The organism is Streptomyces yongxingensis, assembly GCF_055597465.1.
The window spans coordinates 1,955,404-1,979,396 of record NZ_CM145717.1 but is presented as its reverse complement, the minus strand read 5'-3'; the positions used below and the strand labels follow the sequence as shown (position 1 = coordinate 1,979,396).

23 protein-coding genes are annotated in these 23,993 nt (G+C 72.9%); 12 read left to right on the top strand and 11 right to left on the bottom strand.

Going from position 1 to position 23,993, the window contains the following annotated elements:
* Window positions 1-42: 42 nt before the first annotated feature.
* Both ACZ6TD_RS07850 and ligD read right to left on the bottom strand, forming a co-directional pair.
* A complete protein-coding gene (locus ACZ6TD_RS07850) occupies window positions 43-1,038 on the bottom strand; it encodes a GlxA family transcriptional regulator (RefSeq protein ID WP_471351861.1) in 996 nt (331 codons plus the stop codon).
* A 33-nt stretch (window positions 1,039-1,071) separates the two neighbouring features.
* Entirely contained in the window at window positions 1,072-2,076 is a 1,005-nt protein-coding gene (ligD, locus tag ACZ6TD_RS07845) for a non-homologous end-joining DNA ligase (protein WP_471351860.1), read from the bottom strand.
* A gap of 78 nt (window positions 2,077-2,154) precedes the next feature.
* On the opposite strand from ligD, the gene ACZ6TD_RS07840 reads away from it, so the two are divergent.
* A complete protein-coding gene (locus ACZ6TD_RS07840) occupies window positions 2,155-3,228 on the top strand; it encodes an ATP-dependent DNA ligase (RefSeq protein ID WP_471351858.1) in 1,074 nt (357 codons plus the stop codon).
* Window positions 3,229-3,460: 232 nt separating this feature from the next.
* Here ACZ6TD_RS07840 and ACZ6TD_RS07835 read toward each other — a convergent pair whose 3' ends face one another.
* Together ACZ6TD_RS07835 and ACZ6TD_RS07830 are read right to left on the bottom strand one after the other, a co-directional pair.
* Window positions 3,461-4,129: a dienelactone hydrolase family protein gene (locus tag ACZ6TD_RS07835; protein WP_471351857.1), complete on the bottom strand. Its 669-nt coding sequence runs from the start codon at window positions 4,127-4,129 to the stop codon at window positions 3,461-3,463.
* Window positions 4,130-4,213: 84 nt separating this feature from the next.
* Complete coding sequence (locus tag ACZ6TD_RS07830; RefSeq protein WP_471351856.1) at window positions 4,214-4,999, bottom strand: SigB/SigF/SigG family RNA polymerase sigma factor; 786 nt, start codon at window positions 4,997-4,999, stop codon at window positions 4,214-4,216.
* A 161-nt stretch (window positions 5,000-5,160) separates the two neighbouring features.
* Here ACZ6TD_RS07830 and ACZ6TD_RS07825 point away from each other — a divergent pair, with 161 nt between their 5' ends.
* On the top strand, window positions 5,161-5,751 hold the full coding sequence (locus tag ACZ6TD_RS07825) for an HhH-GPD-type base excision DNA repair protein (protein ID WP_471351855.1): 591 nt from the start codon (window positions 5,161-5,163) through the stop codon (window positions 5,749-5,751).
* 35 nt (window positions 5,752-5,786) lie between these two features.
* Here the strand turns inward: ACZ6TD_RS07825 and ACZ6TD_RS07820 are convergent, their stop codons facing one another.
* The 4 genes from ACZ6TD_RS07820 to ACZ6TD_RS07805 all read right to left on the bottom strand — a co-directional run bounded on the left by ACZ6TD_RS07820 (window position 5,787) and on the right by ACZ6TD_RS07805 (window position 11,059).
* Entirely contained in the window at window positions 5,787-6,767 is a 981-nt protein-coding gene (locus ACZ6TD_RS07820) for an alpha/beta hydrolase (protein ID WP_471351853.1), read from the bottom strand.
* 779 nt (window positions 6,768-7,546) lie between these two features.
* Window positions 7,547-8,323, bottom strand: coding sequence for a DeoR/GlpR family DNA-binding transcription regulator (locus ACZ6TD_RS07815; protein WP_471351852.1), 777 nt, complete (start codon window positions 8,321-8,323; stop codon window positions 7,547-7,549).
* Window positions 8,324-8,381: 58 nt separating this feature from the next.
* Entirely contained in the window at window positions 8,382-9,437 is a 1,056-nt protein-coding gene (gene pdxA, locus ACZ6TD_RS07810) for a 4-hydroxythreonine-4-phosphate dehydrogenase PdxA (RefSeq protein ID WP_471351851.1), read from the bottom strand.
* Window positions 9,434-11,059 carry a four-carbon acid sugar kinase family protein gene (locus tag ACZ6TD_RS07805; protein WP_471357544.1) on the bottom strand — a complete coding sequence of 542 codons (1,626 nt, stop codon included), beginning with the start codon at window positions 11,057-11,059 and terminating at the stop codon, window positions 9,434-9,436. Before ACZ6TD_RS07805 ends, pdxA begins: the two co-directional genes overlap by 4 nt.
* Window positions 11,060-11,310: 251 nt before the next feature.
* On the opposite strand from ACZ6TD_RS07805, the gene ACZ6TD_RS07800 reads away from it, so the two are divergent.
* The 8 genes from ACZ6TD_RS07800 (at window position 11,311) to ACZ6TD_RS07765 (ending at window position 19,629) form a co-directional block, all read left to right on the top strand.
* The gene (locus ACZ6TD_RS07800) at window positions 11,311-12,885 is read left to right on the top strand and encodes an ABC transporter substrate-binding protein (protein ID WP_471351850.1); all 1,575 of its coding nucleotides are present in this window, start codon (window positions 11,311-11,313) and stop codon (window positions 12,883-12,885) included.
* Window positions 12,886-12,888: 3 nt separating this feature from the next.
* Window positions 12,889-13,818 carry an ABC transporter permease gene (locus ACZ6TD_RS07795; RefSeq protein ID WP_470013159.1) on the top strand — a complete coding sequence of 310 codons (930 nt, stop codon included), beginning with the start codon at window positions 12,889-12,891 and terminating at the stop codon, window positions 13,816-13,818.
* A 1-nt stretch (window position 13,819) separates the two neighbouring features.
* Window positions 13,820-14,749 (top strand): ABC transporter permease, encoded by a 930-nt coding sequence (locus tag ACZ6TD_RS07790; protein WP_471351848.1) that lies wholly within the window; start codon window positions 13,820-13,822, stop codon window positions 14,747-14,749.
* Entirely contained in the window at window positions 14,746-15,603 is an 858-nt protein-coding gene (locus ACZ6TD_RS07785; protein WP_471351847.1) for an ABC transporter ATP-binding protein, read from the top strand. The genes ACZ6TD_RS07790 and ACZ6TD_RS07785 overlap by 4 nt, the downstream gene beginning before the upstream one ends.
* On the top strand, window positions 15,600-16,466 hold the full coding sequence (locus ACZ6TD_RS07780) for an ATP-binding cassette domain-containing protein (RefSeq protein ID WP_471351845.1): 867 nt from the start codon (window positions 15,600-15,602) through the stop codon (window positions 16,464-16,466). Before ACZ6TD_RS07785 ends, ACZ6TD_RS07780 begins: the two co-directional genes overlap by 4 nt.
* Window positions 16,463-17,482, top strand: coding sequence for an aldo/keto reductase (locus ACZ6TD_RS07775; RefSeq protein WP_471351844.1), 1,020 nt, complete (start codon window positions 16,463-16,465; stop codon window positions 17,480-17,482). Before ACZ6TD_RS07780 ends, ACZ6TD_RS07775 begins: the two co-directional genes overlap by 4 nt.
* Window positions 17,483-17,744: 262 nt before the next feature.
* Window positions 17,745-18,953, top strand: coding sequence for a sialidase family protein (locus ACZ6TD_RS07770; protein WP_471351842.1), 1,209 nt, complete (start codon window positions 17,745-17,747; stop codon window positions 18,951-18,953).
* Complete coding sequence (locus ACZ6TD_RS07765; protein WP_471351841.1) at window positions 18,946-19,629, top strand: SDR family NAD(P)-dependent oxidoreductase; 684 nt, start codon at window positions 18,946-18,948, stop codon at window positions 19,627-19,629. Before ACZ6TD_RS07770 ends, ACZ6TD_RS07765 begins: the two co-directional genes overlap by 8 nt.
* On the opposite strand, the gene ACZ6TD_RS07760 is transcribed toward ACZ6TD_RS07765, so the two are convergent.
* Window positions 19,621-20,262, bottom strand: coding sequence for a ScbR family autoregulator-binding transcription factor (locus tag ACZ6TD_RS07760; RefSeq protein ID WP_471351840.1), 642 nt, complete (start codon window positions 20,260-20,262; stop codon window positions 19,621-19,623). The genes ACZ6TD_RS07765 and ACZ6TD_RS07760 overlap by 9 nt on opposite strands.
* A 108-nt stretch (window positions 20,263-20,370) precedes the next feature.
* On the opposite strand from ACZ6TD_RS07760, the gene ACZ6TD_RS07755 reads away from it, so the two are divergent.
* Window positions 20,371-21,306 (top strand): ScbA/BarX family gamma-butyrolactone biosynthesis protein, encoded by a 936-nt coding sequence (locus ACZ6TD_RS07755; protein ID WP_471351838.1) that lies wholly within the window; start codon window positions 20,371-20,373, stop codon window positions 21,304-21,306.
* Between the two features lie 273 nt (window positions 21,307-21,579).
* Window positions 21,580-22,257, top strand: coding sequence for an HAD family hydrolase (locus ACZ6TD_RS07750; protein WP_471351837.1), 678 nt, complete (start codon window positions 21,580-21,582; stop codon window positions 22,255-22,257).
* A 44-nt stretch (window positions 22,258-22,301) separates the two neighbouring features.
* On the opposite strand, the gene ACZ6TD_RS07745 is transcribed toward ACZ6TD_RS07750, so the two are convergent.
* Both ACZ6TD_RS07745 and ACZ6TD_RS07740 read right to left on the bottom strand, forming a co-directional pair.
* Entirely contained in the window at window positions 22,302-22,823 is a 522-nt protein-coding gene (locus ACZ6TD_RS07745; protein ID WP_471351836.1) for a hypothetical protein, read from the bottom strand.
* A 92-nt stretch (window positions 22,824-22,915) separates the two neighbouring features.
* Entirely contained in the window at window positions 22,916-23,896 is a 981-nt protein-coding gene (locus ACZ6TD_RS07740; RefSeq protein WP_471351834.1) for an SCO0930 family lipoprotein, read from the bottom strand.
* Between the last annotated feature and the right edge of the window lie 97 nt (window positions 23,897-23,993).

Sequence of the window (23,993 nt, the reverse complement as noted above, 5' to 3'; positions counted from 1 at the left end):
CTGCAGGGAAGGGGCGGGGAGGGGACTGATCCGCCGGGCACCCTAGGGGCGAGCCGCGCTGCCCCGGAACGTGGCGCGGTAGGCGCTCGGTGACACCCCGAGGGCGGTGTGCAGATGCTGCCTCAGCGAGGCGGCGGTGCCGAAGCCCGCGTCCGCCGCGATCCGGTCCACCGGCAGATCGCTCTCCTCCAGCAGCTGCCGGGCGCGCTCGAGGCGCCGCTGGGTCAGCCACTGCACCGGGGTCATCCCCACTTCATCCCGGAACCGCCGGGAGAAGGTCCGTACGCTCATCGACTCCCGCTCGGCCAGCTCCCGCAGGGTCAGCGGGCGGTCGAGCCGGGTCAGCGCCCAGGCGCGGGCCGCGCCCGTGGAGCCGCCGCGCCGCTCCGGCACCGGCCGCCGGATGAACTGCGCCTGGCCGCCGTCGCGATGCGGGGCCACCACCGAGGCGCGGGCCACCTCGCCCGCCACCGCCGCGCCGTGGTCGCGCCGGATGATGTGCAGGATCAGATCGATACCGGCGGCGTCCCCGGCCGAGGTCAGCACCTCGCCCTCGTCCGCGTAGAGGACGTCCGGGTCGAGCGCGACGGCCGGGAACAGCTCCCGGAACCGGTCGGCCTCCTGCCAGTGGGTGGTCGCCCGGCGGCCGTCCAGCAGCCCCGCGGCCGCCAGGACGAACGCCCCCGTGCAGATCGAGGCGATCCGGGCGCCGGGGCGGATCCGGGCGAAGGCGCCGGTGAGCGGGGCGTCCAGCCGGCCCTCGGTCTGTGGCGCGTCCGGTTCGTTGGCGGCCGGGACGAGCACGGTGTCGGCCTCGGCCAGCGCCTCCGGGCCGTGCGCGACGTTCATCGTGACGTCGGAGTCCGTACGCACCTCACCGGGAACGAGTGCGCAGGTCACCACCTCGTACAGCGGCTCGCCCGCGGCCGATACGGCCCGGCCGAACAGCCGGTGCGCGATGCCGAGCTCGAACGGCAGCAGCCCGTGGCGGACCAGCACCGCCACCCGATGGCGGCCGGGGTGGACGAAGACGGACATGGCGCGATTCTCGCAGACGCGCCGATCCGGCCATCACTTCCTGGCGCGGCTCGGCTGCACCCGCTTCGGCTCGCCCTTCATCTTCGGATGCTCCGGCGGATAGGGGAGGTCGCCCAGGCCGTGCTCCCGCTCGTCCCGCGCGGCCAGCTCCAGCGCGGCCTCCAGGCGGAAGGTGTGCTCGTCCATGTCCGCGTGCACATCGCCCAGCTCGCGGTAGCGCACCGGCATGGTGGCCAGGTCGAAGTCGCGCGGCCGGGCGTCGGGGACCTCCTCCCAGCGCAGCGGCGCGGAAACCGGGGCATGGGGGTGGGGGCGCACCGAATAGGCGCTGGCGATGGTGCGGTCCCGGGCGGTCTGGTTGTAGTCCACGAAGATCTTCTCGCCGCGCTCCTCCTTCCACCACTTGGTGGTCACCCGCTCCGGAGCCCGCCGCTCCAGCTCCCGCGCGATCGCGATCGCGGACCGCCGCACCTGGGTGAAGGTCCATTCCGGCGCGATCGGGACGAAGACGTGCAGCCCCCGGCCGCCCGAGGTCTTGGGCCACCCGCGCAGCCCCAGCTCGTCCAGCACCTCGCGCAGCTCTCCCGCGGCCCGCACCGCGTCCTCGTAGTCGGTGCCCGGCTGCGGGTCGAGGTCGATCCGCAGCTCATCGGGGTGTTCGGTGTCCCCGCGCCGCACCGGCCACGGATGGAAGGTCAGGCTCCCCAGATTCGCCGCCCACACCACGGCGGCCGTCTCGGTGGGGCAGATCTCGTCCGCGTGCCGCCCGCTGGGGAAGGAGATCCGGCCGGTCGGAATCCACTCCGGGAGGTTCTTCGGGGCCCGCTTCTGGAAGAACGACTCCCCGTCCACCCCGTCCGGATAGCGCTCCAGCGTCGTCGGCCGGTCCCGCAGGGCCCGCAGCGCGCCCTCGCCGACCGCCAGGTAGTAGCGGGCGAGGTCCAGCTTGGTGAACCCGCGCTCCGGGAAGTACACCTTCCCGGGGTTGGTCACCCGCACCGTGCGACCGCCGACCGTGAGCTCCACCGACTCTCCCATACGGACACGCTAGGCCCGCCCGCCCGGGGCCGCCTCCCGGCGGGCGCCCGGCCTGCCACAGGAGCACAATCGGACATCATGGACCTTCCGGTGATGCCCCCCGTCGAGCCGATGCTGGCCAAGGCCGTGGCCACCATCCCGCCCGGGATGGTCTACGAGGGCAAATGGGACGGCTTCCGGGCCATCGTGTTCCGCGACGGGGACGAGATCGAGATCGGCAGCCGCACCACCAAGCCGCTCACCCGCTACTTCCCCGAGCTGGCCGAGGCCCTGCTCGCCAACCTCCCGCCGCGCTGCGTCCTGGACGGTGAGATCGTCATCGTGCGGGAGGGGCGGCTGGACTTCGACGCCCTCCTGGAGCGGATCCACCCCGCCGACTCCCGGGTGCGGATGCTGGCCGAGAACACCCCGGCCAGCTTTGTCGCCTTCGACCTCCTCGCCCTCGGCGACGCCTCGCTGCTGGACACCCCGCAGAGCGAGCGCCGCGCGGCACTCACCGAGGCGCTGCGCCACGCCGAGGACCCGGTGCACCTGGCCCCCTGCACCGACGATCTCGAGGTGGCCCGGCAGTGGTTCGAGAGTTACGAGGGGGCGGGGCTCGACGGCGTGGTGGCCAAGAGCCCCGACCTCCGCTACCGCCCCGGCGAGCGGGTGATGGTCAAGGTCAAGCACGAGCGCACCGCCGACTGCGTGGTGGCCGGGTACCGCGTCCACAAGTCCGGCCAGGGCATCGGCTCCCTGCTGCTCGGCCTGTACGACGACACCGGCCGCCTCCAGCACGTGGGCGTCAGCGCCGCCTTCTCCGCACGCCGCCGCCAGGAGCTGATGGCCGAGCTGGAGCCGCTGCGCATGGAGACCATCGAGGGCCACCCGTGGGCCGACTGGGCGCGCGAGGAGGCCCATGCCCAGGGCCGGATGCCCGGCGCGCCCAGCCGCTGGACCGGGGTCAAGGACCTGTCATGGGTGCCGCTGCGCCCGGAGCGGGTCTGCGAGGTGGCCTACGACCACATGCAGAGCCGCCGCTTCCGGCACACCGCGCGCTTCCGGCGCTGGCGGCCGGACCGGGAGCCTCCACAGTGCACCTACGACCAGTTGGAGGAGCCGGTCTCCTACGACCTGCGCCAGGTGCTGGGGCCCGCCCCGGGCGCGTAGCCGCGCTTGACGCCTGCCGGTGGGCTGCTCCCCTCCCCGCCCCTTCCCTCAACTGGGGCTCCGCCCCAGACCTCCGGGGGGTCCGGGGGCGAAGCCCCTGGTAACGGGAAGGGGCACAGCCCCAGCTTCGGGGCCAGGGGCAGAGCCGCGGTTTCGGGAAGGGGCGGGGCGGGGCGGGGAACAGCGCGCCGCAGGCGTCCCCCTAGCCGCTCAGCCGCTTAGCCGCCGTCCGTCAGCGCTTGCCGCCACGGGCCGGGCGCCTGGCCATCCGTACGAACCAGTCGCGCGCCGCCTCGGCGGCCTGCTCCAGGGTGCCCGGCTCCTCGAACAGATGGCTCGCCCCGGGCACCACATGGATCTCCTGCGGGGCGGCGAGCATGGCGGCCGCCTGCTGGTTGAGCCGCAGCACCTCGTGGTCGTCGCCGCCCACAATGAGCAGCACCGGCGCCCGCACCCGGTTCAGCGCGCCGCCCGCCAGATCGGGCCGCCCGCCCCGGGAGACCACGGCCGCCACCCGCTCCGGCCGCTCCGCGGCGGCCGTCAGCGCGGCCGCCGCGCCCGTACTGGCGCCGAACAGCCCCACCGGCAGCCCGGAGGTGGCCGGGTGCCCGTCGAGCCAGTTCACCGCGGCCACCAGCCGGCGGCCCAGCAGCGGGATGTCGAAGCGCAGTTCGGCGGTGATCGCGTCCACCCGCTCCTCGGCCTCGGTGAGCAGATCGAACAGCAGGGTGGCCAGGTCCGCGTCCTGCAGCACCCGGGCCACCGCGCGGTTGCGCGGGCTGTGCCGGGAGCTGCCGCTGCCGTGGGCGAACGCGACGACGCCGATGGGCTGCTCGGGAAGGGCCAGGTCGCCCACGAGCATGGCGTCGTCCGCGGCGATACGGGCGGTCTCGGAGCGCATCGGCCACCTCCTGCCGGGGGTTGCGCGGGCTGGTGCCGCCGCCGGGCGGACGGGCTGCCGCTGGGTGGCGGGCTGGTGCTGTCGCTAGGCGTAGGTCATGAGCCCTTGCCGCAGCTCGCTGTAGAGCCGGGAGAGCCTGCGGGATATGTGCATTTGGGAGAAGCCCAGGATCTCACCGATCTGGCTCTGCGAAAGCCCCGCGAAGAACCTCAGATAGAGGACGTAACGGTCCTGCTCCGACAGCTCGGCGATCAGCACCCGCAGCGCCTCGCGGTTGACGACGCGTTCGATCGCGGCGTCGTCCGCGCCCACCGTCTCGGCGAGCAGCCGCTCCTCGGCGCCCTGGACCGTGGCATTGAGGGAGAGCGGGGTGCAGGAGGCGCTGGCCTCCAGACCGGCCTTCACGTCCTCCTGGGGCATACCGGTGCGCAGGCAGATCTCGTGGACAGTGGGGGTGCGCCCGCCGAGCTCCTGCTCCAGCGCGTCGCGCGCGGAGCGGGTGCGGGAGCGGACCTCCTGGATGTTGCGGGGGATGTGCAGGGTCCACAGGTAGTCGCGGAAGTGGCGCTTGAGCTCACCCGTGATGACGGGGATCGCATAGGAGGGGAAGGCGTGGCCGAGGTCGGGGTTGTAGCGGTCGACGGCCTTCACCAGGGCCAGTGAGGCGACCTGGGTGAGGTCCTCCATGTTCTCGCCCTTGTTGCGGAAGCGCAGCGCCAGACGTTTGGCGACGGGCAGCCAGGCGCAGATGATCGCCTCGCGCAGCGCGTCGCGTTCGGGCCCGGACGGGAGCCGGGACAGACGCAGGAAGGCACCGCCGGTGTCGGGAGTGTCGTCATGGCGTCGTTGGCGAGTCGCGGTTGCTGACATGGTCACTCGCCTCCGTGGTCCGATGTCACGGCGGTCGCCACCAGATTCGCATGGGCCCTCACACCTCGCAATTCGACCGAATTGGTGATGGTGTGCGCGCCTTTGGGTGGTATGCGGGTTTCAGGTGCTTCGTTCCGGTCGTGGCGGGGTATGCACACGGGATGAACGCAACGCTTCGTCTCGCCCAGCAGCCCGAGGCGGACGCCCTGCTGGAGCGCGACCCCCTGGCCCTGATGATCGGGATGCTGCTCGATCAGCAGGTGCCCATGGAGTGGGCGTTCTCCGGTCCGTACACCATCGCGCGGCGCCTGGGCAGGGACGACCTGGACGCCCGGGAGATCGCCGCCCACGACCCCGAGGGGTTCGCCGCGCTGCTCTCGGAGAAGCCCGCCGTGCATCGCTACCCGGGCTCGATGGCGGGGCGCGTTCAGCAGTTGTGCTGGTATCTGGCCGAGCACTACGGGGGCGACCCGAGGGCCCTGTGGCGCGATGTCCCCTCCGGCCAGGAGCTGCTCCGGCGGCTGAACGAGCTGCCCGGCTTCGGCAAGCAGAAGGCGCAGATCTTCCTCGCGCTGCTGGGCAAGCGGATGGGGGTGCGGCCGGAGGGCTGGCGCGAGGCGGCCGGGGCGTACGGCGAGGAGGGCGCGTACCGCTCGGTGGCCGACATCACCGGACCCGAGTCGCTGGACAAGGTCCGCGCCCACAAGCAGGAGCTCAAGCGGCAGGCGAAGCAGGCGAAGGGCGGCGCCTGAGGCTGAGGCGGGGGTTTGGGGGTCTTTGGCCTGCTCTAGGCGGTGCCCAGTTCGGTGCCCAGTGAGTCCCGCAGGGTGTCCACGGCCAGGGTGAGCGCCGCCCGTGCGGCCCGGGTGTCGCGCAGCGCGTCCAGCATCAGGAAGTCATGGATGATCCCCTGCATCCGCAGAGCGGTGACCGGCACCCCGGCCTCCCGCAGCTTGGCCGCGTACGCCTCGCCCTCGTCGCGCAGCACATCCGCCTCGCCGGTGATGACGAGGGCCGGCGGCAGCCCGGCGAGCTGGTCGGGGGTGGCGCGCAGCGGGGAGGCGGTGATCTCGGAGCGCTGCGCCGGGTCGGTGGTGTACTGGTCCCAGAACCACTTCATCGCCGTACGGGTGAGGGAGTAGCCCTCGGCGAACTGCTCGTAGGAACCGGTGTCGAAGGCGGCGTCGGTCACCGGGTAGAAGAGCACCTGCCGCACCAGCGGCAGATCGCCGCGCTCCTTGGCGAGCAGGGTGAGGGCAGTGGCCATGTTGCCGCCTACCGAGTCCCCGGCCACCGCGATCCGCGAGGCGTCGAGCCCCGCGCCCTCGCCGTGGGCCACGATCCACTGGCCCACCGCGTAGCTCTGCTCCAGCGCCACCGGGTAGTGGGCCTCGGGGGAGAGGTCGTACTCGGGGAAGACGACCGCGGCGCCCACCCGGACCGCCAGCTCCCGGACCAGCCGGTCATGGGTGTGGGCGTTGCCGAACACCCAGCCCGCGCCGTGGATGTAGAGGATCGCCGGAAGGGTGCCGACGGCCTTCGGAGGGCGCACGATCCGCGCCCTGACGCCGCCCGCCGGGATGCCCCCGACGCTGATCCACTCCTCGTCCACCTCGGGTTTGGGCACCTCGCCCGACTGCACCTCGTCGAGCGTGCGACGGCCCTCGGCGGGCGTCACCTGGTACGGATACGGCGGTTTGGCGGTGGCCTCGGCGAACGCCGCGGCGGCGGGTTCGAGGACGGGGCGGGCCGGAGCGGTGGTGGCCATCTGCTTCTCCTTTGCCGGTCCGGTTCCGTCCGACGATCTCACCCCGGCCGCCGCGGCACCCACCGCTGTTACGCCACCCGGGCGCTCACTGGCCCGGTGAGCTCACCGGCTCAAGGGGCTCACCGGGTCAAGGGGCCGGGCGCCGGTGAGGGGTCCGGGACCGGATCCGGGCCCGGCGGCTTGGGCACCGGATCGGGGGACGGGTCCGGTGCGGGGCCGGGCGTGGGGTTCGGCGGCGGCTCGGGCGGAGGGGCGGGAATCGGGTCGGGCGGCGGACCCGGAGGCGGTCCGGGCACGGGGCCCGGTGCGGGACCCGGTTCGGGACCGCCCGGACCGGGCGACGGGGTCGGAGACGGCGGCCCGGGTTCTCGCAGCGTCGGATGGATGGGGGTCGGGTCGGTCTGCCGTGCCACGGTGTCCTCCAAAGCTCTTGGCTGGTGGCCACGTCACTTCCGGGGCGGGTGCCCCGGTCCCCTGGGGTGTACGCATGGTCTCGGCGCCGAACGCGGGCGGGGAAGCGGGGAAGGCGGGCGATCATTCCTCCGCCCGGCGGAAGCGGCGTCGCCGGCATCGCCGTCGCCATGCGACGTTTTCCTGATCCGGATCCCGGAAATCCGGACCATCGCTCACCCATATCGTACGTATGACGGGTGCGCGGATCGCGCATGGCGTGCGCGGCTCGCGCGCGATGGGTGGGCGGCCCAGGCATGGCGCCGCCCTCGGCCGTCGTCGCGGCCGGGCATCGCGGGGCGGGGATCACCCGCCCTCGACGACGTGGCTCACTCGTCCCCGACGACCGTGACCTCGACCCCCTGGGCGCGTAGTGCCCGGATCTCCCCCGGGTCCGCGTCTCCGTCGGTCACCAGGGTCCAGCCGGGCGGCAGCCGTACCCACGTGTGGAAGGGGCGGCGGCCGATCTTCGCCGAGTGGGCCAGCACGTACACCGCCTCCGCCCGGCGGGCCATCAGCTCCTTCAGCCGGGTCTGGCGCAGATCCGCCTCGCAGATGCCGTGTTCGGCCGTCACCCCGTCGGCGCCCAGGAAGACCCGGTCGAAGGTCATGCGCTCCAGGGCGGCCTCGGCGAGCGGGCCGAGGAAGCTCTGGCTCAGCGGGCGGAGCGTACCGCCGAGGCATTCCACCCGCACGGTCTCCACATCGGCGAGCTCCTGCAGCGCGGTGAGCCCGGTCGTGGCGACCGTGAGCCCCTCGGCGGTGCGCAGTTCATGCGCGAGGGCGCCGACGGTCGACCCGGCGTCGAGCAGCACCGTCTCCCCGGCGCGCACTGTCGACGCCGCCCAGCGCGCGATGGCCCGCTTGGCCTCGAACGCCTCGCCCGTGCGCTGCCGCAGCGACGCCTCCGGGTGGGCCACCAGGGCCATCGCCCCGCCGTACGTCCGCGCCAGCCGACCGTCCGCGGTGAGCTGGGCGAGGTCGCGGCGGATGGTGGAGGCGGTGACCCCGAAGGTGCGGGACAGCTCCTCCACGCTGGTCAGACCCGTGGTCGTGGCCAGGTGGACGATCTGGTCGCGCCGGGCTCGCGCTCCGTTCACCGGCATGTCTTTCGCGTTCTTCACCGTGGGCTCGGCCTCGCGTTCCTCAACGTGGCTCGCCGCGTCAGCGGGCGGGGGACGGCGACATCTCGGCGGCCTGCCGCAGCGCCTCGATCATGCTACCGGCGTCGGCCGTGCCCGTACCGGCGATGTCGAAGGCGGTGCCGTGGTCGACGGAGGTGCGGATGACGGGCAGGCCGACGGTCAGGTTGACCCCGGCCTCCAGGCCCAGCACCTTGACGGGGCCGTGCCCCTGGTCGTGGTACATCGCCACGATCAGGTCGTAGTCCCCGCGCCCGGCCAGGAAGAAGGCGGTGTCGGCGGGGAGCGGACCGCGGGCGTCTATGCCGTCGGCGCGCAGCACCTCCAGCGCGGGGACGATCTTCTCCTCCTCCTCGCCGTAGCCGAACAGGCCGTTCTCACCGGCGTGCGGATTGATCCCGCACACCCCGATCACCGGCTCGGGGGTGCCGGCGCGGACCATCGCCTCATGGCCGCGGCGCACGGTGCGCTCGACCAGGCCGGGCTCGATCTTCCGCACGGCGTCGACGAGGCCGATGTGGGTGGTGACGTGGATGACCTTCACCGTGGGGGTGGCCAGCATCATCGACACCTCCTCGACCCCGGTGAGATGGGCCAGCAGCTCGGTGTGGCCGGGGAAGACATGGCCGCCCGCGTGCAGCGCCTTCTTGTTGAGCGGCGCGGTGCAGATGCCTTGCACCTCACCGTTCATGGCGAGTTCGGCGGCGGCCCGTACGTACTGGTACGCCGCGTCCCCGGCCACCGGGGAGAGCTCGCCCCAGGGCAGATCGGCGGGGAGCAGCCCGAGGTCGACGACGTTGATCCGGCCCGGGGTGAACACCGCCTCGCCGGGCGCGGCCACCGTGACGACCTCGCACGCGAGGTCGCGCAGCCGGGCGGCCTGCCGCAGCCGCTCCGCGTCCCCGATGACCACCGGACGGCAGCGCCGCAGGGTGTCCGGGTCCAGCAGCGCGGGGACGACCACCTCGGGTCCGATGCCGGCGCCGTCGCCCATGGTGACCGCGATCAGCGGAAGCGGGGCGGGATCGGTGTCCGCACCAGCGGCCCCGGTGGCGGCGAGGCGGGGGGAGGAGTTCATGAGGTGACCTTCCGTTCGGTCGAGTGGGGGCGCAGCGCCTGGACGATCTGGCGCAGGGAGTCGGGATCGCCGAAGCTGCCCGGTCGGGTCACGACGGATCGCCCGTCGGGGGCGCGGAGGTGGACGGCGCCGTGGTGCACCTGGCCGACCGGGTCGAGCTCGGTCACCGCGAGGGCGTCCAGCACCCGGCGCGCCGTCTCCCCGCCGGTCAGCACGAGGTCGACGGCGCCACGGTGCGAGGCGACGGCCGCGCCGACGGCCCGGGCGAGCCCGAGCACCAGCCGCCGCCCGGACACGGGCTCGGCCTCGCCGCCGGAGGGTGGCGCCGGTCGGGGGGAGGGGAGGGGCACCGCCTCGTGCGCGGGTACCGGGCCGGGAGAACCGGGAGAGGCGCCGAGGGAGACGACGGTGACGTCGGCGGTCAGCGCGGGCAGCCGCACCGGGGGCCCGTCCGCCAACAGCCCCGCGAGCGGAAGCCGCTGGTGGCCGGCCCCGTCTTCGACCAGCCGCCGGACCTGTTCAACGGCGGCCGGCTCGGCGGTACCCACGACGACCAGCACGGGCCGCCCGGTGTGCGCCGAGGGTGCTCCGGCCGTCGACGCGGCTGCCGCTGGTGTGGTGAGGGCCCGAGCCCTGGTGGTGTCGGCGGCGTCCAGGCCCGAGGTGTCCGAGACAGCCGGGCCCCCGACGGCGGTGGCGGCCGAGCCTGTGGCGTCAGGGGCGGCCAGGCCCGCGGCGCTCGGGCTCCCAGTGTCCTTCGCGGCCGGACCCGTGGCACCCGGCGCGGCCGGACCCGTGGCGGCCGGAGCGGCCCGCGCCCCGGGGACCGGAAAGTCCGTCGCCAGGTGGCGGCCCACCGCCAGGGCCAGGCCGCCCGAGCCGACCAGTCGCATTCCGGGGCCGTCCGCGAGCGATGCCTCGACGATCACGTCGAGATCCGCGTCCGTCTCCGCGTCGCAGATGGCCACCTCTCCCGCCGTCGCGGCCGCGCGCAGGGCGGTGCGCAGGGTGGGGCGGGAGGACCGTACGGTCGTGAGCGGGATCAGGGTGGTGGGCAGGCCGCCGAGCGCCTGGGCCACCGAAGCGGGCGGGGGCACGGCCTCGGCGCGCCATGCGTCGCCCTCGTGGAGCGGCACTCCGCCGATGTGGACCACCCCCGAGCGCACCACGCGCCCGGCGATCGGCAGCGCGGGGGCGAGCACCACGCCCGCAGCGCCCTCCGCCAGGGCGGCGATCTCGGCGGCGACATTGCCCCGCAGCAGCGAGTCGATCTTCTTCAGGACGAAGGTGTCCAGCGCCTCCACGGTGTCCGGGGTGCCCGGGGTGCCCGGGGTGCCCGGGGTGTCCACGGTGTCCGGGGTGTTCCCGTCCGGCGAGGACATCCGCAGCGCCTCGCGGACCGCCTCCGCCGCCTCCGCGGCCGGGCGGTACCGGGAGTCCAGGTCCAGGACGGTCGCCTCGCCGGCATGGCGGGGGCGAAGGGCCGCCCGCGTGCCGGCAGCGCCCGGCCTCCCGAAGAGCAGCACCCGACTGCGTGTTGTGCGCGAGCACACCGCGGCCGCCACCTCCGCGGCGCCCGACAGGTCATCCGCGATGGCCAGCAGTCTCCGGCTGGGCGCCATGTCCACCGGTACCTCCTCGAATGTCCATGACAGGCGGAGCGGCCCAACGCCGTGGACATCGTCTCCGTGGCCCGATGATGACATACGTTGCGCGAAGTGCGCGAGAGGTATTGCGTAAAGCGCGCAGCCATGTCACGGTGACCGCCGCGACACTTTGACCCGCACGGACGTCATCCGGGCGCCGCACGGGTCGAGCGAGCCGGTTGCTCGCCCAGAACGTCGCTCGCCTCAGGAACGCCGAGAGGTCAACGATGACCCGTATCCCCTACGCTCCGGCCCTCAGCCGCCGGTCCGTGCTGCGCCTCGGAGCAGGCGCCTCAGCAGGTATCGCCCTCGCCCCGCTCGCCGGGTGCGCGGGCCCCACCGGAGCCCCCGGCCCCGGCGCCATCAGCCTCGGGCTGAACCGCTCGCTGGTCAGCCTGGACAACAAGCTCAACCAGTTCGACGCGGCGGTCACGGTGCAGCGCGCGGTGCGCCAGGCGCTGACCCGGATCGGCAAGGGGCTCCGTCCCGAACTCGTGCTCGCCGAACGCTTCGAGATGACCGAGCCCACCGCCTGGACGGTGCGGCTGCGCGAGGGGGTCCGCTACTCCGACGGAACTCCGGTCACCGTCAAGGACGTCTCGACCGCACTGAAGATGTACGCGGGCGTCAACGGCTCGTTCATCGTGGGCCTCTTCCCCGAGATGCCCACCGTCGAGCCGGTCGACGAGCGCACCTTCCGCCTGCACACCAAGCGCCCGGTCCCCATCCTCGACCAGCTGATGGCCAACATCCTGATCAGCCCGGCCGCCAGGAACCGGCCCGAGGAGCTGTCCGGCGGGGCGGGCTCCGGCCCGTACGTGGTCACCTCGGCCAACTCCGGCACCGGCGAGTACACCCTCGCCGTCAACCCCCGGTACTGGGGCCGCCGCCCCACCGTGGAACGGGTCCGGGTGCGCTTCGTGCCCGAGGAGTCCAGCCGTGTCGTCGCCGTGCGCAGCGGTGAGCTGGACGTCATCGACACCATCACGCCCGACTCCGCCGAGCAGCTCAAGGGCCTGCCGGGGGTGCGCCTGGACCGCACCTCGGGCACCCGCGTCAACCAGCTGTTCTTCAACTTCCGCAAACCACGCGGACATCCGCTGGCCGACCCCCGGGTGCGCGAGGCGCTCAGCTACGCCATCGACGGCGAGGCGCTGGTGCGCGATGTGCTCACCGACTCGGCCCAGCAGGCCGAGGGCGTCGTCCCGCTCGCCCTCAAGGGGGCCGTACGCACCGGGCGTTACGTCCACGACCCCGGCGAGGCCCGCAAGCGCCTCGCCGCGCTGGGCGCGAGCGATCTCAAGGTGAAGATCATCTGGGAGTCGGGCGAGTTCCCCGCGGACACCTCGGTGATGGAGGCCGTGCTGGAGATGCTGCGCGGGGTCGGCGTCCGCGCCAGCCTCCAGCAGTTCGAACCGGGCGGCGACATCCAGCAGTGGCGGCAGGGCCACCGCGGCGACTGGGACGTCCTCGGAAACGGCTTCTCCGTCCCCACCGGCCACGCCTCCACCAGCCTCCAGGGCATGTACGGCGGCACTCCGGAGAAGGAGCGGACCCGGGACACCTACCAGGGCTATGTCTTCCCCCGGATCGCCACCCGGCTGGCCGACGCCTCCGCCGAAACCGACGAGAAGACGCGGAACGAGAGGCTCGCCGCCGTCCAGAAGCAGATCTGGGACACCCGCCCCTGCCTGTGGGCCTTCGTCCCCGATGTGGTGCTGGCCCGCCGCACCCGGGTGCGCGACGTGGGCCTGCTCCAGCTCAACTCCTACGACCTCGCCGCCGTGCGTCTGGAGGGCTGAGCCGTGACGCGCTATCTGATACGCCGCCTGGGCCAGAGCGTCCTGACCGTCTTCCTGACCCTCTCCACCGTCTTCGTCCTGGTCCGCATGGCCCCCGGCGACCCCGCCGCCGCCCTGGCCGGGCCCAACCCCTCCAGCGCGGACCTCGCCCGGATCCGGGAGCAGTTCGGCCTCGACCGCGGACTGCTCACCCAGTACGGGCTCTTCCTGCGCGATCTGTTCACCGGCGACCTCGGCACCAGCTACTCCTTCCACGCGCCCGCCCTGGACGTGGTGCTGGACCGGGTGCCGTACACCATCACCCTCTCCCTCTCCGCGATCGCCCTCACCACGGTGGTGGCCGTGCCGCTCGGCGTGTGGATGGCCCGCCGCGCCGACACCAAGCGGGAGCTGGGCGCCAATGTGCTGACCATCGCCGGGCAGTCCATGCCGGACTTCTGGATCGGCGTGATGCTGCTGACCCTCTTCGCCGTGGCCGTCCCGGTGCTGCCCGCCTCCGGCTTCACCACCTGGGGCGGACTGGTGCTGCCCACCGTGACGGTGGCGATCCTCCAGATGGCGCTGATCTCCCGGCTGGTCCGCCGGGAGATGGTGGCGGCGCTCGCCTCGCCGTACGTCACCGTCGCCCGCTCCCGAGGGGTCTCGACCCGCGTACTGACCTGGCGCTACGCCATGGGCAACTCCGCCATCCCGGTGCTCACCGCGCTCGGCACCCGCTTCGCCGCCATGCTCAACGGCGTCGTGGTGGTCGAGGTGGTCTTCGGCTGGCCCGGGGTCGGCTCGCTGGTCGTCCGCGCGCTGGAGACCCGCGACTATCCGCTGATCCAGGCGACCGTGCTGGTCACCGCCGCGCTGGCGGTCTTCGTCCAACTCCTCATCGACCTGGCCTACCCGCTGCTCGACCCGCGGGTACGCCTGGGAAAGGCGGCCTGAGATGCGAGGCGCCCTCGAACCCCCGGCCCCCGTGCGGGCAGGACCCGGGACCCGCCCCAGCGCGGTCACCGCCAGGGATCTGGCCCGTGCCGCCGCCACCCGGCGCCGCCGCAGCGCGAGCCTCAAGCTGTGGGCGGGCGCGGTGTGCACCCTGCTGGTCGTGGTGCCCGTGGCCCTCGCCCAGGTGCTGCCCCTGCCCGGCGCGGGCGACCAGGACCTCTCCCGGCGCCGGCTCGCCCCGCTGACCGACGGCCATCTCTTCGGCACCGACCAGCTCGGCCGCGATGTGCTCTCCCGGGTGCTGCACGGCGGCCAGGTGTCCCTGACGGTCGGGGTGCTCGCCGTCGTCGTCTCCGGCCTCATCGGCATCGTGGCGGGCGCCGCCGCCGGGTACTACGGCCGCTGGGTGGACGCCGTCGTCTCCCGGCTGCTGGAGGCCCAGATGTCGCTGCCGCTGCTGATGATGCTGCTGCTCGTCGTGGCCCTCTTCGGCCCCTCCGTCACCGTCATCACCTGCGTCATCGCCATCGCCCAGTGGCCCGAGGTGGCCCGGCTGACCCGGTCGCTGGTGCTGGTCGAGCGGGAGAAGCCGTATGTGGCCGCGGCCCAGGTGCTGGGGCTGCCCCGGATCGCCATCCTGGCCCGCCATGTCATCCCCAACATCGTCCGTCAGGCGTCGCTGGTGGTCCTGCTGCTGCTCGCCCAGGCGGTCCTGCTGGAGAGCGCGCTCAGCTACCTCGGCGCCGGCCCCCAGCGGCCGTTCGCCACCTGGGGCCGGATCATCTCCGACGGCCAGGACTACATCACCACCTCCTGGTGGCTGGTGACCCTGCCCGGCCTCGTCATCGTGCTGCTGGTGGTCGGGGTCAACCTGCTGGGCGACGGACTGCGCGACCGTACCCGACGGCGTACGACGGAGGGCTCCCGATGAGCGACACGACGAGCGACCCGACGAGCACCCCGCTGCTGGAGGTCGAGGACCTGCAGATCGAGCTGATCACCGACCGCGGTGTGGTGCGCGCGGTCGACGGGGTCGGCTTCACCATCGGCCCCGGCGAGACCGTGACCATCATCGGCGAGTCCGGCTCCGGCAAGTCCACCACCGCGATGGGGCTGCTGCGGCTGCTGCCCGAAGGGCTCGCCGTCCTCTCCGGGACGGCCCGGATCTTCGGTGCCGACGTCATCGCCGATGCCACCGCCGCCGGGCGGATCCGCGGCCGAGGGGTCTCCCTGATCCCCCAGGACCCGATGACCGCGCTCAGCCCGGTGCACACCATCGGCCGGCAACTGGGCGAGGCACTCCGGCTGCGCCACCCGGGGATGTCCCGCGCCGACGCCCGTGCCAAGGGCGTCGAACTGCTCGGCCGGGTGCGGATCCCCCGCCCCGAGACCCGCTGGGGCGCCTACCCCCACCAGTTCTCCGGCGGCATGCTCCAGCGCGTCCTCATCGCCATCGCCCTGGCCGCCGAGCCCCGGCTGCTGGTGGCCGACGAGCCGACCTCCGCGCTGGACGTCACCGTCCAGGCGGGCGTCCTCGACCTGCTGATGGAACTCCAGGAACGCACCGGCATCGGCATCCTGATGATCACGCACGATCTCGGGGTGGCCCGGCTGGTCTCCGACCGCATCCACGTCATGCGCGACGGCCGTTTCGTGGAGTCGGGACCGGTGGAACAGATCGTGGACCACCCCCGCGAGCGGTACACCCGCGATCTGCTCGCCGCCGTGCCCACCCTGGGCCCCTGGGACGAGACCCCCGCCGCCGTCACCGAGGAGGCGCTGTGAACACCACCCCCCTGCTGGCCGTCGAGGACCTGGTGGTCGAATACCCGGTCGCCGGCGGTGTCTTCCGCGCGGTGGACGGCGTCAGCTTCGCCGTCCCGCCGGGCGGGGCGCTCGGCGTCGTCGGCGAGTCCGGCTGCGGCAAGTCCACCATCGCCCGCTCCATCGTCCGGCTGCTGCGCCCCACCCGGGGCCGGATCCTGCTCGACGGAACCGATATCGCGGGCCTGCCCGAACGGCGGCTGCGCCCGCTGCGCAAGCGGGTGCAGATGGTCTTCCAGGATCCGTACGGCTCTCTGGACCCGCATCTGACGGCCGAGGAGATCGTGGCCGAACCGCTGCGGCTGAACGGCATGCGCTCCGGGGCCGAACGCGCCCGCCGCGCCGCCGCCCTCATCGACCAGGTGGGGCTGCCCGCCGGTGCGCTCCAGCGCCGCCCGGCCGAGTTCTCCGGCGGCCAGCGGCAGCGGATCGGCATCGCCCGCGCCCTGGCCAGCGGCCCCGAATTGCTGGTGTGCGACGAGGCCACCTCCGCGCTGGACGTCTCCGTACAGGCCCAGGTGCTCCAACTGCTGCGGGAGCTCCAGGCCGAACAGGGGCTCGCCTACATCGTCATCTCGCACAACCTCGGCGTGGTCCGCGAGATCAGCTCCGAGGTGGTGGTGATGCGCGCCGGGAGGATCATCGAATCCGGGCCCACCGGCACGGTGCTCTCCGCGCCCGCCGACCCCTACACCCGGGCGCTGCGGCGGGCGGCGCTCGACCCGACGACCATGCGGGGACGCAAACCGCGCGCCCTCGTGTCCGCGATCGCGACCGACCAGGAATCCATCGCGAGCGACCAGGAACCAGGAGTGACGCAGTGAACGCGCATGCGCACACCCACACCACCAGCCAGGCGTCCCCCGGCGGGGTCGCCCTGCCGGGGATCCCGGTGCCGCTCTCGCGGCTGGTGCTCGGCACCATGACCTTCGGTGACACGGTGGACCGCGCGGGCGCCGCCGCGATGCTGGACACCGCGCTGGACGCCGGGGTGACGGGGGTGGACACCGCGAACGCCTACGCGGGCGGCACCACCGAGACGATCCTGGCCGAACTGCTGCCCGGCCGCCGCGACCGGATCGTGCTCGCCACCAAGGCCGGTATGCCACACCCCGACGCAGGCGGCCACTCACCGCTGTCCGCGCGCGGGATGCGCGCGGCCCTCGAGGGCAGCCTGCGCCGCCTGGGCACCGACCATGTCGACCTGTTCTACCTGCACCAGCCCGACCGCTCCACGCCGCTGGAGGAGACCCTCGGCGCGGTCGCCGAGTTCGTCACCGAGGGCAAGATCCTCGCGCTCGGCGTCTCCAACTACGCCGCCTGGCAGATCGCCGAGATCACCCACACTGCCGAGCGGGTCGGCGCGCCGCGCCCGGCGGTGGCCCAGCAGCTGTACAACCTGCTGGCGCGGCGGATCGAGGAGGAGTACCGGGAGTACGCGGCCGGCAGCGGACTGCGCACCATGGTCTACAACCCGCTGGGCGGTGGCCTGCTGACGGGGCGTCATACCTTTGACCGGCAGCCGGAGTCGGGCCGCTTCGGCGACTCGCGGGTGGCCGAGATGTACCGGCGGCGCTACTGGGACCCCCGCCTCTTCGAGGCCGTACGGAGCCTGTCCGGGATCGCCGAGGAGGCGGGCATCCCGCTCGTCGACCTCTCGCTGCGCTGGCTGCTCGGGCGGGAGGGGGTGGACGCGCTGCTGCTCGGCGGCTCCCGTGTGGAACACCTCCGCGCCAACCTGGCCGCCGCGGCGGCGGGGCCCCTCCCGGCGGATGTGGCGGCGGCGTGCGACGAGGTGGGGGCGCGGCTGCGGGGGCCGATGCCCGCGTACAACCGGTAGCCGGCATGGGTCTTTTCCCGCCCCGCCCCTTCCCGCAGCATCCATATGCGGCTCCGCCGCGTGGCAGGGCCCCGCCCCTGGACCCCGGACACCCGTCGGGACATGGACCCCGGACATCCGTCGGGCGGCGCGTCGCCGCCGAGCCGGGGCTCTGGCCGCCGGCCCGGAACGCCCTCCGGGGCGTGCTCCCGGGTGGCGACGAGCCATGCCGCCCGACCGTAGACATCTGCGTACCACCACAACCATGAGGAGCCCGGCGACCATGACCGCCGACGATGACACCGCGATACCGCTGACGGACGGGCGGCTTCGGGCGCGCCCGGGGGACCCGGGGCGGGAGGAGGCGTTCTTGCCCGCGCCCGCCGTGCAGAACCATGCCGCCAACCTCACCGTGTTGCCCGGAGGGGACCTCGGGTGTGTGTGGTTCGGCGGTACGCAGGAGGGCGTGCCGGACATCTCCGTGTGGTTCTCCCGGCTCGCCCCGGGGGCCGACACCTGGACGGACCCGGTCCGGCTCTCGGACGACGACACCCGCTCGGAGCAGAACCCGCTGCTGTTCCCGACCCCCGCCGGGGAGCTGTGGTTGCTGTACACCGCCCAGCGGGCGGGCGATCAGGACACCGCCGAGGTCCGGCTGCGGGTGTCCGCCGACGCGGGTGTCACCTGGGGCGCGCCGCGTACGCTCTTCCCGGCCACCGAGGCGGGCGGGGTGTTCATCCGTCAGCCGGTGGCCGTCCTGGACTCCGGGCGGTGGTTGCTGCCGGTGTTCCACTGCGTGGCCACCCCCGGCGTCAAATGGGTCGGCGACCGCGACACCAGCGCGGTGATGATCAGCGATGACCAGGGGCGGACCTGGCGTGAGCGGCCGGTGCCGGGCTCGACCGGCTGTGTGCACATGAACGTCCACCAACTGCCGGACACCACCCTGCTGGCCCTCTTCCGCAGCCGCTGGGCGGACGCGGTGTACCGCTCGCACAGCACCGACGGCGGGGAGACCTGGAGCGAGCCGGTCCGCACCGAACTGCCCAACAACAACTCCTCCGTGCAGTACGTCCCGCTCGCCGACGGACGGCTCGCGCTGGTCTACAACCACAGCAGCCGCGCGGACGCCACGGCCCGCCGCGTCTCCCTCTACGACGAGATCGACGACGAGGGCGGGACCAGCCGGGCCCCGGCCCCGTCGGCCGCCGCGCCGGACGACTCCGCGCCCGGTGCCTTCTGGGGCGCGCCCCGTGCCCCGATGACCCTCGCGCTGTCCTCGGACAACGGCCTGACCTGGCCCGTACGGCGCGATCTGGACACCGGCGACGGCCACTGCCTGACCAACAACTCACGCGATCGGCTCAACCGCGAGCTGTCCTACCCCACCATCCGGCAGGGCTCCGACGGCACGCTGCACATCGCGTACACCTACCACCGCCAGGCCATCAAGTACGTCCGCGTCGCACCCGATTGGGCGGCCGATGGCTGAGCCCCGCCACGCCGTGGTCAGCGGTGTCAGCTCCGGTATCGGCGCCGCGATCGCGGCCCGGCTGCTGGACGAGGGGTGGCGGATCACCGGGATCAGCCGTACGGCCCCCGCGCACACGGCGACGCGGCTGCACTGGATCCCGGCCGATCTGTCCCGGCCGGAGACCCTCCCCGAGGTGCTCGCCCCGGTGTCCGGGGTGGACGCGATCGTGCACGCGGCGGGCGTTCAGCGCTCGGCGCGGCTGGGGGAGCTGGACCCCGAGGACGGGTCCCTCATGTGGCGGATCCATGTGCAGGCGGCGGGCGTCCTGGTGGACACGCTGGTGGACCGGGTCGCGGACGGCGGCCGGGTGGTGCTGGTGGGCAGCCGGACGATGACGGGCGTCCCCGGCAAGAGCCAGTACGCCGCCACCAAGGCGGCGCTGCCCGCGCTGGCCCGGTCCTGGGCAGCCGAGCTGGCCCCGAGGGCGGTCACGGTCAACGTGGTGGCGCCGGGGCCGACGGACACCCCCATGCTGCGGGACCCCGGCCGTAGTCGCACCCCGCCGGTGATGCCCCCGCTGGGGCGGCTGGTCCGCACCGAGGAGGTGGCGGGGCTGACGTCGTTCCTGCTGGGCCCGGAGGGCGGCGCGGTCACCGGCCAGACGCTGGTGATGTGCGCGGGCGCCTCACTCTGACGGCGGCGCGGCGTCGCCGCGGGCGAGCGCCAGCAGCCCCGCCGTGTCCCCGGGCCGGGCCTGGAGCGAGGGCAGCAGCAGGGTCCACAGATCGGCCAGCCGGTCCTCGACCAGCCGCCGCCCGTCGAGCGCCTCGGACACGGTGTGCAGCCCGAAGAAGGCGCACACGACGGTCCGGGCGGCGGGCAGCGGATCGACATGCGGGGCCAGGTCGCCCTCGGCGCGCGCCTTCTCCATCATCTGTCCCACCGCGTCGATCCACCCCACGAAGGGCGGTGGCATGGGCGCCTCGATCAGGGTGCGCTCGGCCCACAGCCGGGCTCCGGCCCGCACCACGATGTCATCGCGGAAGGCGCGGGCCACCGCGAAGCTGAGCCGGACGAGTTGCTCCAGGGGTGGCGCGTCGAGGGCGGCGAAGCGCTCGATCAGCGGGGGCCAGGTGGCGAAGTGTTCCTCCACCACGGCGAGGGCGAGCCTTTCCTTGCTCGTGTAATGGAAATAGATCGCGCCGCTGGTGTGGCCGGACCGGGAGGTGATGTCGCTGATGCTCGTTCCCGCGTATCCCCGTTCGTCGAAGAGGAACGCTGCGGCCTCCAGAAGGGATCGGCGTGTTTGCTCCGCCCGTTCTTGCACGTGTTCGCCGTCCTTACACCAGCCCGTCGGATGTGACGGGGAGAACTTAGCGGACTTTCGGCCTGAGATGGTGATGAGGCGAGACAGGTCAAACATTATTAGTATTTTATGGTGATCGTTCGTGAGGCTCATGGCCTTTCGGAGCCGTCCGGTCCCGCCGGGCGGCCGCTCAGCTGGTCCCGCACGGTGGCCCGGGAGGCGGTGCACCGGGTCTCGGTGGCCGAGGTGCTGCTCACCGATGTGCGCGACCACGGTGACAACCGGTTCGAGGCCGCGGCCCAGTGGCCGAGGTCTCATCCCACCTTCCCGCACGGCGGAGACGGCCGCCATCATCCCCTGATGATCGCGGAAACCCTGCGCGAGCTGGGGATCTACATTCCCACGCGGTACTACGCGGTGCCCGCGGGGGCACACTTCCTGATCCGGGACATCTCCTACCGGCTGGACCCCGAGGCCGAGCCCCGGGCGCCGTACGGGGCCTCCGACATCACCTGCCGGGCCGCCGTCACCGACATCCGCACCAGCCCCTGCGGACGCTTCGTCACCGGGATGCGGCTGGATGTCGTGCTGTCGGCGGGCGGCAAGCTCTTCGCATGGGCCGGGGGCACCGCGCGCTTCCTCGACGGCACGACCTACGCGGAGACCCGGGCCGCCGCCCACGGGCACACCGCGCGCCGCAGACTGCGTGCCGCGGTACGGCCCTCACCTGCGCAACTGGCGGTTCCGGCGGCCCGGGACGTCCTGGTGGTGCGGGACGGGGGAGTGGTCTACCTCGACCCCGCCGACCCCCGCCATCCGTTCTTCTTCGACCACTGGAGCGACCATGTGCCGGGCCTGGTGCTGCTGGAGGGTGCCCGTCAGGCCGCGGCGCTGGCCACCGGCGGGGCGCTGACCCGGCCCGTCGCCTGCCGGATGAAGGCGATCCGCTTCACCGAGTCGTATCCCCCGGCCGTGGTCGAGTGCACCTCCCACGGCCGGACGTGTGTCTTCCGGCTGCGCCAGGCCGGTATCTGCACGGCGGTCGGCGTGCTCCAGTACCTCTGAGTGACGAACACGCCGTGCGACGAACAATATGACGACGAACAGCCTGAACGACGAACAAAACGCCGACGCTCAGTAGCCTCTTGCTTACCACGGGTCATCAAACTAACGTAGTGATCGTTATGTTTCGGGCAGGCGAACCCCACGGCCTGTACGACAACAGCGGTCGGCGCACAGCGCCCTCATAAGCCGCCAGGACGCTTTCCACCCCGCGGCCCCCGCAGGTACAGGCATCCCCTGCGCCGATTCCTCCACCTCCCATGGAACGGCAGACAGATGACAGCCGAAAAGTTTCTCGGATGGACCCCAGCCGCCATCGTCTTCGACTGTGACGGCACCCTGATGGATTCCGAACGACACTGGGAGGAGGCGCGCGAAGTGGTCCTCAGAAGCCACGGAACCGCCCCCGACGAGGAGTTCGCGCGGCGCACGAAGGGGCTCCACTACACCGAATGCGGCCGAATGCTGGCCGAATTCGCCGGGCGCCCCGAACTCGCCGACGACATGACCGAACAACTCCTGGACGCCTTCCGCCGGCTGGTGGCCGACGACCCGGTCACCATGCCGGGGGCGCCCCAACTGGTCGCCAAGGCGGCCGCCTTCGCACCGCTGGCCGTGGCCAGCAACTGCCCGCGGGACGTCGTCGAGGACGGGCTCGCCAAGGCCGGGCTGCTGCGGTACTTCGGCCATGTGCTGGTCCCCGAGGGGGACGTGCGGCCCAAACCGCACCCCGACGTCTATCTGGAGGCCGCCCGGCTGTGCGGAGCGGCCCCCGAGGACGCCCTCGCGGTGGAGGACTCCCACTGCGGGTTTCTGTCCGCCTCGCGCGCCGGGCTGAGGGTGCTCGGCGTGGGCCCGCGGAAGCCGGTGGACGAGCCCCCGCCGGTCGATGTGTGGGTCTCCACCCTCGCCGACCCGGTCCTGGTCAAGTGGGCGGACTCCCGGGCGGCCTGAGGGGCGCAAGCCACGCTCACCGCCTGGTCGGCGGGCGCCGCGGGTCACTTCTTCCCGTCGTGACCCGCGGCGCCCGCCGAGCCGTCCATGCCCTCCATGCCGTCCCCCGTCTCGGCCCCGCCATGGGACCCGCCGTGGGACATGGACATCCCCTTCTCGAGGGATCCGCCGATCTTCTCGCGCAGGGGCTCCAGCGAGCCCATGGACAGGCCGGTGACCGACCAGCGCTTGCCGACCAGGTACATGCCCCCGTAGTCCTTCGAGGTGGTCAGCCAGTCGTGCTGGCCCTTGTCGGTGGCGAAGGTGACCATCGTGTAGCGCTTCTGACCGGACCCGCAGGAGCCCTGACGCAGCTCCTCCGCCTCGGTGATGATCGTGGCCTCGCACCCGATGGCGTCGGCGATCTTCGTCAGCGGCGCGGGCTTCCCGGGCTTGGCGAACTCCTTGGTGGCGGGGGACACCTTCTTCTGCTCGTGGCCGGCGCCATGTGTCCGATCGCCTCCACCGCAGCCGGCCAGAAACAGCAGGGCCGCGCCGACCGCGGTGGCACGGAGAGCGAGTGACACAACAACCTCCCGTAGAAAATCCGGCGGGGCGGCCCGGGCTCTGATGCCTCGGGCCACCCGCCGCGGTGGACCAAAAGTAGTGGTCGTCTCCCTTACTGGCCCGCCTTCTTGCCCTTGTCGGTGACCGCGAACCAGGTGCCCTTCACACCCTGGCCGTTGATGTCACCGGGCTTCTTGTCCCCGGTGAAGGTGTACAGCAGCCAGCAGTCGAACGCCGCCTGCTTGGTGCCGTCGGGGCGCTTGAAGGAGGTGACCTTCGCCGCGTCGACCCCGGCGACCTTGGTGGTGTCCACGGCCTTGACAGGCTTCCAGGTGTCCAGGCAGGCACCGAGGCAGCCGGTCTTCATCGGCCAGGCGCTGTCCTTGTCGAACCGGTAGACGGTCATGCCCTTGCCATCCACGATGATCTTGCCGAGCTCGGCGTTGTTGTTGACCATCAGCTGGAGGCTGTCGTCCGCGGCCGCGGTCTTGCCGGCCGGCTTGCCGTCGGGCGCCAGCGCGTTCCACGTGCCGCCCACGCCCTGGCCCTTGGTGTCACCGGGCTTGTTGTCGCCCGCGAAGCGGTAGACCGGCCAGCCCGCCAGCGTCAGCTGCTTGGTGCCGTCGGCGCGGGTGACCGAGCCCAGCTTGCCGGCCTCGATACCGGTGGTGGCCGCGGCGTCGTCCGCGGGCACCGCGGGCCACTTGGTGGCGCAGTCGTCGTTGCAGTTGGACTTGGCCGGCTTGGGGGTGTCCTCGTCGAACCGGTAGAGCGTCCAGCCCTTGCTGTCGGTGACGAACTTGCCCAGCTTGGCGTCCTCCTTGACCGCCAGCTGCTTCGCCGGACCGGTGCGCTCGGCCTCGCCGCCCGCCCCGGCACCGGTGTCACCGCCCGCCTCGTAGCCGCTGCCGGCACCGGCCGCGGCCCCCGCGCCCGCCGACGCGGAGGCCCCCGCACCCACGGTCTGGCTGCCACCCGCCGGCTGCACATTGGCGCTGCCCGCGCTGTTGTCCTTGCTGCTGCCGCAAGCCGCCGTCAGCAGAACCATCGCTACCGACACCCCGGCGAATGCGATGTGACGCCGCTTCTCCATGACCATTCCTCTGCAATCTCGATCGGTCCGGCGGTGATTGCGCCGACGCCATGTCCATACGGAGCCCGTGCGGACCGGCGTTCAGCGGCTCGCGAAT